Consider the following 6384-nt stretch of genomic DNA (forward strand, 5'->3'; position numbering starts at 1 on the left):
TTGACCGTCCGGCGTACAACTTTCATCGGCTTCGCCGAACCCTCTGGCGCCCGCCCGACCTGCGGCTTTCAATGGTCCGCACCATGGCTTTGCTGCCCCCCTTCATCCGTTCCGGCCGGATGAGAAGAACCGCCCCGCACCCCGCCGGCCCACGCCCCGCCGGACAGCCCGAGCCCGGGGTGCCGGCCGACGACGAGGTGCTCCTCGACGCGCCCGACGAGCGGCTGGGGCCGGCGCTGGTCGCCGCCGCCCAGGGCGCGTACGGGCCCGCGGCCGGCCTGCTGGCCGGGACCCGGGAGCGCCGCGCGTGGGAGGACCGCGACGGGTACGTGCTGCGGCTGGCCGCGTTCGCCCGGTCCCGGCCCGAGTGGCTGCAGCGCTGGCGCGCCGCCGCCCCGCACGACCCGGACGCGCTGCTGGTGGCGGCCCAGCTCGGCGTGGACCGCGCCTGGCCCTCGCCCGGCCGGGCGGAGCTGCTGCGCGAGGTCAGCCCGCTGACCACGGCCGCCGCCCGCGGCGACGACCGCGACCCGGTGCCCTGGCGGGTGGCGCTGGACCACGCCCGCGGCAGCCGCGCCGGGCACCGGTACTTCGAGGAGCTGTGGGAAGCCGCGGTCCGCCGCGCCCCGCACCACTACGGCTGCCACGTGGCCGCCCTGCGCTACCTGGCCTCCTCCTGGCACGGCGCCCACCGCGAGTGCCTGGACTTCGCCGACCGGGCCGCCCAGGACGCCCCGGCCGGATCGCTGGTGCAGGCCCTGCCGGTGCGGGCGGCCTTCGCGTATCTGACCGACGGCTGCGGCGGCGAGGTGCCGCGCGAGCGGCTGGACGCGGCGGCGGACCGGGCGATCGCGCTGTCCGGCGCCCTGCCGGCGGCCACCGTCCGGCCGGCGGAGGTCCGCAACCTGCTGCTGTACGTCCTGATCCGGCTCGGCCGCCACCGGGACGCGCTCGCGCAGGTGCGGCTCATCGGCCCGTACGCCACGTCCTTCCCCTGGGACCGGGTCTCCGACGACCCGCTGGGCCTGTTCCTGCGGGTGCGCGCCGACGTCCGCGCGGCACCGCTCGCGCCGCCGCCCCGGCACCCCGGCTCCGCGCGAAACTGAGCGCGGCCGACGCGTGGGCGGGCGCGGCCATTAGGCTTTTGCGTCGTGACCACCGTCCGGCTCCCGCTCTTTCCCCTGAACTCGGTGCTGTTCCCGGGGCTGGTGCTCCCGTTGAACGTCTTCGAGGAGCGCTACCGCGCCATGATGCGCAGCCTGCTGAAGACACCCGAGGACGCGCCGCGCCGGTTCGCCGTCGTGGCGATCCGCGACGGCCACGAGGTCGCCCCGAGCGCCCCGGGCCTGCCCGATCCGACGGCGCTGCCCGAGCGCGGCCCGGCGGCCGGGTTCGGGACCGATCCGGCCCGCGCGTTCCACGCCGTGGGCTGCGTGGCGGACGCGGCGTCCATACGGGAGCGGGCCGACGGCACCTTCGAGGTGCTGGCGACCGGCACCCTGAGGGTGCGGCTGCTGTCGGTGGACGCCTCCGGGCCGTTCCTGACCGCCGAACTGGAGCAGCTGACCGAGGAGCCCGGCGACGAGGCCGGTCCCCTGGCCGAGGGGGTGCTGCGGTCCTTCCGGCAGTACCAGAAGCGGCTGGCGGGTGCCCGGGAGCGGTCGCTGGCCACGGGCGCGGAGCTGCCGGACGAGCCGAGCGTGGTGTCGTACCTGGTGGCGGCGGCGATGGTGCTGGACATCCCGACCAAGCAGCGGCTGCTGCAGGCGCCGGACACCTCCTCGCGCCTGCGGGACGAGCTGAAACTCCTTCGCTCGGAGACGGCGATCCTGCGTACGCTGCCGTCGTTGCCGGCGCCGGAGCTGACGCGCGCTCCGACGAGCCTCAACTGACGCACGGACAGGCTGGACGAAGAGAACGGGCCGGATGGCGAAGAAGGCGAAGAAGCAGCAGGCCGGGGGAACTCCGGCGACGGTGGCCCTGGCCGCGGCGGGCGTGGAGCACACCGTCCACTCCTACGACCACGACCCCTCCCACCCCTCCTACGGCGAGGAGGCGGCCGAGGCGATGGGGGTGTCTCCCGAGCGGGTGTTCAAGACGCTGGTCGCGGAGGTCGACGGCGCGCTGACGGTGGCCGTGGTCCCGGTGGCCGGCTCCCTGGACCTGAAGGCGCTGGCGGCGGCGGTCGGCGGCAAGCGCGCGGCGATGGCCGACCCCGTGCTCGCCGAGCGCACCACGGGCTACGTCCGCGGCGGCATCTCACCCCTGGGTCAGCGCAAGAAGCTGCCCACGGTGCTGGACGCCTCCGCGACGGACCACGCCACCATCTGCGTCTCGGCGGGCCGCCGGGGCCTGGAGGTCGAGCTGGCGCCGCTGGACCTGGCGAAGCTCACGGAGGCGGTACTGGCCCCGATCGGCCGCTGACCGGCCGCGGGACCTTACGTCCGGATCCCGCCGGACCGACGGGCGGATCCGGACGAAAACCCCTGGGGCCCTCCGTTCCGGAGCGGGCGGCCTGCGCGGGGGGCGGGGGGCGTCGTCAGGCCGGTCCGTCGCCGCCTCTCGCCGGGCCGGGACCGTCGCCGGACCGGGCCTCGTCGGGTCGGCGGCCTCCCCGGCCGACGGCCCTTGCGGGGCCGTCGTCAGGCCGCACCGTCGCCGCGCCTCGCCGGGTCGGGGCCGTCGCCGGACTTTCGCGGGGCCGGGCCTCGCCGGACCAAAAGCGTCGCCGGAGCGGGCCTCACCGGCCTGAACCGTCGCCCGACCTTCGCCCGGCCGGACTCGGGCCGGGACTCGTCGGGCCGACGCCCTGCGCGGAGCCGTCGTCAGGCCGCGTGGGAGCCGTCGTACGGTCCCGGGTACGGGCCGCCCTGCTCGTGCGGCTCCGGCTCGCGCGGGGCGAACAGCGCCGTGAGCGCGAGGTGCACCACCAGCGCGGCCAGAGGCCAGGCCAGCAGGGCCCCCTTGGCGCCGAGCTTCAGCGGCGCCGAGAAGGTCACGCCCTTGCCGACGGCCTTGGCGTGCGCGATCACGTCCTGCTGCGGGCCCAGCCACACCCCGAGCCGCCAGGCCAGCAGCGACCCGAGCAGCCCGCCCAGGCACAGCGCGACCACCAGCGGCACGCCGCCGCGCCGCCGCGCGAGGAACACGGCCACCGCGCTGACCACGCCGAAGGCCAGGCCGAGCAGCGTGAACGTGCCGTCCACGCCGACCGCCTGCTCGCCCTCGGAGTCCTTGAGGTAGACGATCCAGCTGTCGCCGCTGACGTCCCCGACCAGCGGCACCCGCGGGGCCAGCCACAGCCACAGCAGCCCCAGCAGCACCCCGGCGACCGTCACGGCCACCAGGGCCACGACGGCCTGCCGGACTTCGGCCACCGGCCCCGGGTCGCCCGCCGCGTGCGCCGCCGCCGGGGCGTGCGCGCCCTGCGCGGCTCCGGATCCGGTGGCCGGCGGCTGCCCCGCACCGTCCTGCGCGGGCCGGCCGGGCCGCTGCCCGGGGCCCTGCTGCGGGGAGGCCGCCTCGCCGGGCGGGGAGGACTGTGAGGAGCGCCGGTCGGGCGGCGGAGAGGGAGTCAACGGAGCGGTCACCCTGCCATCGTGCCAGTCGAGTCTGTCGATCGCGTCATCGGACGGCCGCCCGGCGGTAGGCCCAGGTGGCCACCGCCAGCGAGACCACCCCGACCCCGGCGCACACGGCCATGTCCACGCCGACGAGCGGCCAGTCGGGGCGGGCGGCGAAGGTCCGCGCGGAGGCCTCCGCGCCGTACGTCGACGGCAGCAGGTCCCGCGCGAGCCGGATCGCCTCCGGCATGCGCGCGGGCGGCAGCACCCCCAGCAGCAGCGCCGCCGACATGCCCAGCTGCCCCAGCAGGGTGGCCAGTGCCGGCCGGGGCGCGAGCAGCCCGCAGGCCGCCCCGAGCCCGGAGAGCGCCGCGCCCGCGAGCGGTATCACGGCCACGAGCACCCACAGGTTGCCCAGCGGCAACCCGAACAGCGCGCAGCCGAACACCGCGGTCACCAGCGTGCCCGGCACGGTGAAGGAGGCGTAGGCGGCCGCCGCGCCCAGCCCCACCGCGGCGGGCGGCACCGGCAGCGTGGCGTAGTGGTCGAGCCCGCCGCTGGCGCGCAGCTGCCCGAAGTACTGCGCGAGCAGGTTCAGGGCGACGAAGGCGACCACGACGATGGCGGCGCCGGCCACCACGGAGTGCGCCTCCCCGCCGCCGTCGACCACGCCCCGCATCATGATCATGATGCCGACGGACTGGAAGGTCGCCACGAACAGCAGCGGGATCCGCGCCACCCGCGCCCGGGACAGCTGCGCCCGGTACACGGCCGCGAGCGACGGCCACAGCCGGGCTCGCGGCCCCAGCTCGGCGACCGGCGTCCGCCCGGCGCCGCCGCCCTGCGCGGCCGTCGTGCCGGCCAGCACGTCGGCGGGGACGACACTCACGTCGAACTGCTCCTCTTCGCTCCGGCGTACTCCCTGGCGGCGCCTGCGGCCGCGCCGGTGAGCACGCCCACTTTCTCACCCTCCGCGCCCCGTGCGCCCCGGTCCTCCCCCGCCGTGACCGTCCGTGCGCCCCGGCGATCGGCGCGGGCGCCGTCCTGCGCCCGGCTCACGCCTTCACCAGCCCCTGCCGGGAGGCGCCGCCCAGCGCCAGGTAGACGTCCTCCAGGCTGGGCGTGGCCAGGGTGAAGTCGTCCAGGGCGGCGAACGCGTCCCCGCCGGTCACCGTGGCGACGGCGGCGCGGGCCTCCTCGGGGGCCAGCCGCAGCGTCCAGCGGCGCCCGGACTCCACGGCCCGCTCGCGCAGCGCGGCCACCTCGGGCACCTGCAGCGGCGCCCGCTCGCGCCACACCAGCTCCACCCGTACCTCGCCGGAGACCCGCTCCTTCAGGCCGGTCGGGGTGTCGCAGGCGATGACGCGGCCGGCGTCGAGGACGGCGACCCGGTCCAGGACGGTCTCGGCCTCGATGACGTTGTGGGTGACCAGCACCACCGTGGTGCCGCGCTCGGCGCGCCGCCGGTCCACGGCGGACCACACCGCACGCCGCGCCACCGGGTCCATGCCGGTGGTCGGCTCGTCCAGCACCAGCAGCGGGCGTTCGCCGATCAGGGCGGCGGCGAAGCAGGCCAGGCGGCGCTGACCGCCGGAGAGCTTCTTCAGCGGGCGGGAGGCGATCGGCGTCAGGCCCAGTTCCTCCAGGACGGCGTCGCGCTCGGCGCGCGCCCGCCGGGCGTCCAGGCCGCGCAGCCGGCCGGTGGTCTCGGCGGCGAGCGAGACGGTCAGCTCGTCCAGGGCGGTGGACTCCTGCCCGAGGTAGGCGAGGATCCGCGCGGCCCGCTCGGGGTGGGCCACGATGTCGTGGCCGAGGATCGTGACGCTGCCCCGGTCGGGGCGCATCAGTCCGGTCAGCTGGCGGACCAGGGTGGACTTGCCGGCGCCGTTCGGGCCGAGCAGGCCGAAGATCTCGCCGCGCCGCACGTCCAGTTCCACGTCGTCGGTGGCGCGCACCTCGGGGGTGCCGGGGGCGCCGCGCCGGCCACGGGCCGCCGGGTAGGTCTTGGTCAGTCCGCGCACCGCGCACACGACGTCGTCCCCGTGCCGAAGTGCCTGTCCCGCGCGCGTACTCACAAGGCACGAGAGTACGGGGTCGGTGGGCTTTACTCGTCCTTGGGGCGACCTCTCCCGGTTCCTCCGCCCCGGTCCCGGGCGGGCGGCGGGCGGGGCCGTGCGCCTCAGTCGCCGGCCGGGGCGTGCTCGGCGCCCGTGCGGACGTCGATCTCCCGCCAGAAGCCGGCCCGGATGGCGTAGCGGTCGTGCTCGTCGATCTGGTCGTCCTTGTGCGCGAGCAGGCCGAAGCGGGCGGCGTAGCGCAGCAGCTCGCCGTCGATGCGGTGCGGGATGCGCGGGTACATCGACGACAGTTTCTGCAGGTGGCCGCGGTCGCCGAGGCGGTCCACCCAGCGCCGGGCGAAGACCTGCCCGACCTCGTACGGATCCCCGCCGACGGTGGTGATGTCCTCCTCGCGGTCCGCCCAGCGCTGCTCGGCCGTGGTCAGCTGGGCCAGGGTCGGCATGGAGGCGGCGTCGGACGGCTCGGCGAAGACGCCGGAGCGGTCGACCCAGCCGCGGTCGGAGGACCAGCGCAGGGTCGCCGTGGCGGGGTGCTGGGCGGTCGCGGTGCCGGGGGCCCGCAGGGCGGCCAGGTCCTTGGGGGTGGGGCCGCCTTGGGCCGGCAGCCGCTCCTCGGTGCCGCTGCGCGGGGTGGCCGGCTGCGGGTGGCCGCGCTCCTCGGCGGGGCGCTCGCCGGCCGAGGAGAGGGCGGACTCGGGCAGCGGCGCGGAGAGGATCGCGGCGATCTCGGGGCGGGGCGCGGG

General features: G+C 77.0%; 6 protein-coding genes and 1 pseudogene. 3 read left to right on the forward strand and 4 right to left on the reverse strand.

All coding sequences use genetic code 11. The features are described from left to right. The first annotated feature begins 83 nt into the window (after positions 1–83). Genes GV126_RS09675 through ybaK form a run of 3 tightly spaced genes read left to right on the forward strand, consistent with a single transcriptional unit; the run spans position 84 to position 2424 of the window. Positions 84–1106 (forward strand): hypothetical protein, encoded by a 1023-nt coding sequence (locus tag GV126_RS09675; protein ID WP_419796064.1) that lies wholly within the window; start codon positions 84–86, stop codon positions 1104–1106. A 45-nt stretch (positions 1107–1151) separates the two neighbouring features. Beyond that, positions 1152–1892 (forward strand): LON peptidase substrate-binding domain-containing protein, encoded by a 741-nt coding sequence (locus tag GV126_RS09680; RefSeq protein WP_159664464.1) that lies wholly within the window; start codon positions 1152–1154, stop codon positions 1890–1892. Positions 1893–1926: 34 nt separating this feature from the next. Then, positions 1927–2424 (forward strand): Cys-tRNA(Pro) deacylase, encoded by a 498-nt coding sequence (gene ybaK, locus GV126_RS09685; RefSeq protein WP_159664465.1) that lies wholly within the window; start codon positions 1927–1929, stop codon positions 2422–2424. Positions 2425–2825: 401 nt separating this feature from the next. Here the strand turns inward: ybaK and GV126_RS09690 are convergent, their stop codons facing one another. The 4 genes and pseudogenes from GV126_RS09690 to GV126_RS09705 form a co-directional block, all read right to left on the reverse strand. Then, positions 2826–3590, reverse strand: a complete 765-nt coding sequence (locus GV126_RS09690; protein WP_201299821.1) for a hypothetical protein — start codon at positions 3588–3590, stop codon at positions 2826–2828. A 34-nt stretch (positions 3591–3624) separates the two neighbouring features. Next, complete coding sequence (locus GV126_RS09695) at positions 3625–4452, reverse strand: ABC transporter permease (RefSeq protein ID WP_159664466.1); 828 nt, start codon at positions 4450–4452, stop codon at positions 3625–3627. A 166-nt stretch (positions 4453–4618) separates the two neighbouring features. Further along, positions 4619–5593 (reverse strand): ABC transporter ATP-binding protein, encoded by a 975-nt coding sequence (locus GV126_RS09700; protein WP_159673486.1) that lies wholly within the window; start codon positions 5591–5593, stop codon positions 4619–4621. Positions 5594–5742: 149 nt separating this feature from the next. Beyond that, positions 5743–6384, reverse strand: a pseudogene (locus GV126_RS09705) (NYN domain-containing protein); the annotation flags it as partial.

Origin of the sequence: Streptomyces mexicanus (assembly GCF_902506575.1) — a bacterium.
Taxonomy (GTDB): Bacteria; Actinomycetota; Actinomycetes; order Streptomycetales; family Streptomycetaceae; genus Streptomyces; species Streptomyces mexicanus.

What these genes read in the sequence shown, in the direction of transcription:
- ybaK (WP_159664465.1), top strand. Translation starts at nt 1,927, where the DNA reads ATGGCGAAGAAGGCGAAGAAGCAGCAGGCCGGGGGAACTCCGGCGACG.
- GV126_RS09675 (WP_419796064.1), top strand. Translation starts at nt 84, where the DNA reads ATGGCTTTGCTGCCCCCCTTCATCCGTTCCGGCCGGATGAGAAGAACC.